This is a genomic window from Actinosynnema sp., assembly GCF_052038725.1.
The window spans coordinates 1-2,301 of sequence record NZ_JBQGCX010000888.1; the positions used below are offsets into that span (position 1 = coordinate 1).

2 protein-coding genes are annotated in these 2,301 nt (G+C 71.6%); both read left to right on the forward strand.

The annotated features are described in order from the left end of the window. Positions 1-545: DUF4253 domain-containing protein (locus ACTUAL_RS18325; protein ID WP_440901126.1), on the forward strand; the 545-nt coding region annotated here is incomplete at its 5' end. Positions 546-949: 404 nt separating this feature from the next. Then, the coding region (locus ACTUAL_RS18330; RefSeq protein ID WP_440901127.1) for an endo-1,4-beta-xylanase at positions 950-2,301 on the forward strand (1,352 nt) is incomplete at its 3' end.

A 2,301-nucleotide genomic window follows, 5' to 3' on the forward strand; every position in this document is an offset into this window, starting at 1 on the left:
ACGACCCGGAGGTGGTGCTGGAGCGGTGGTGGGCCGCGCACACCGGCGACGACCCCGAGGACCAGCTGACGCCCGCCCAGCGGCTCGCCGTGACCGCGCCGTTCGGCCGCGCGTGGCCGGGGCTCGCGCCCGCGCGGGTGCCGACCAACGACCCCGGTCGCGTCGCGGACGACCTGGCGGGGGAGTTGTTGCGGGGGCACGGTTCCCTGCGGCTCGGGCTGGTCGCGGCCGATCGCGGCGCGGACGCGCTGACCGTCGCCGGGTGGGGCGGGGCGGCGGGGTACGTGGACGACACCGCGGAGCTGTCGGCGGTGCTGCGGTCCTGGGAGTCCCGGTTCGGCGCGCGGGTGGTGGGCGTGGGCTCCTCGACGCTGCTGCTGAGCGTGGCGGCGCCGCCCCCGACGCTCACCGAGGCGCTGGCGATCTCGGTGGAGCACTTCGCGGTGTGCCCGGACAACGTGTGGCAGTCCGACGAGGCGCACCCGCTGATGGCGTACGCGGAGCGGTTGGTGGGGGACCACTCGTGGACGTTCTGGTGGGACTGAGGTAGATCGGGTGCGCTGGGGGGCGACCGGTCGCCCCGGTGAGGCCGGTCGCCCCGCGGTCGTCGTCGCTGGACGCCCGCTGCGGGGTGGGTCCAGTCGCGGTGGAGCGTGACGTTCGTGCAGGCGCACCAGGTGCTGCGGTGGCTCGCGGAGGACACGCCGACCTGGTACCGCTCTCCGCCGACGGGGCTGATCGCGGTCATCGGCCCGGGAGTGGTGGGCGAAGGTCCCCGAAGCTGGGGGGCCGAGGACCGCGGGCGGGCGCGCTGCTGCGGTCCCGTCCTTGACGCCCGGCGTCGCGCCGCTTAGCGTCAGGCGCTGATAACGATCGGGATCTACTGCGAAACTTTCGAACCGGTTTCCGCTCGCCCGCCCCGCGCGGGTTCTCCCAGAAAGCGCCGGACATGACGCTGACAGCGAAGTCAGTCTCCCGAGCCGCACTCGCCTCCACGCTCGCCGTGCTCACCGCCGCAGCGGTCGTGCTCGTGGCCACGCCCGCCAGTGGCGCCGCCTCGACGCTCGCCGCCGCCGCGCAGCAGAAGGGGCGGTACTTCGGGACCGCCGTGGCCGCCAACAAGCTCTCCGACTCGACCTACACCGGCATCCTGAACCGCGAGTTCGACATGGTGACGGCCGAGAACGAGATGAAGATGGACGCCACCGAGCCCAACCAGGGCCAGTTCTCCTACGGCAACGCCGACCGCATCGTCAACCAGGCCCGAGGGCAGGGCAAGCGAATCCGCGGGCACGCGCTCGCCTGGCACTCCCAGCAGCCCGGCTGGATGCAGCGCATGGAGGGCTCCTCGCTGCGGCAGGCCATGCTCAACCACGTCACCCAGGTCGCCACCTACTACCGGGGCAAGATCTACGCCTGGGACGTCGTCAACGAGGCCTTCGCCGACGGCAACTCCGGTGGCCGCCGCGACTCAAACCTCCAGCGCACCGGCAACGACTGGATCGAGGCCGCGTTCCGCGCCGCGCGCGCCGCCGACCCCAACGCCAAGCTCTGCTACAACGACTACAACACCGACAACTGGTCGCACGCCAAGACCCAGGGCGTCTACCGGATGGTGCAGGACTTCAAGTCGCGCGGTGTGCCCATCGACTGCGTCGGGTTCCAGGCGCACTTCAACAGCGGCAACCCGGTGCCGTCCAACTACCACACCACGCTCGGGAACTTCGCCGCGCTGGGCGTGGACGTGCAGATCACCGAGCTGGACATCGAGGGCTCCGGGTCCAGCCAGGCCCAGCAGTACCAGGGCGTCACGCAGGCCTGCCTGTCCGTCGACCGCTGCACCGGCATCACCGTCTGGGGCATCCGCGACACCGACTCCTGGCGCGCCTCCGGCACCCCGCTGCTGTTCGACGGCAGCGGCAACAAGAAGGCCGCCTACAACTCCGTGCTGGCCGTGCTGAACGAGGGCGGCGGGCAGCAGCCGACCACCACCGGGCCGACCACGACCACCACGAACCCCGACCCCGGCGGTGGCGGCTGCACCGCGACCTACTCGGAGGGGCAGAAGTGGAACGACCGCTTCAACGGGCAGGTCGCGGTCTCGGGAGCCGACAACTGGGTCGTCACGGTCACCGTCAGCTCCCCGCAGCGGATCATCGCGACCTGGAACACCAGCGCCACCTGGGACTCCAGCGGCAACGTGATGACCGGCCGCCCGAACGGCAACGGCAACACGTTCGGCTTCACCGTCCAGCACGGTGGCAACTGGACGTGGCCCACGCTGACCTGCCGGACCTCCTG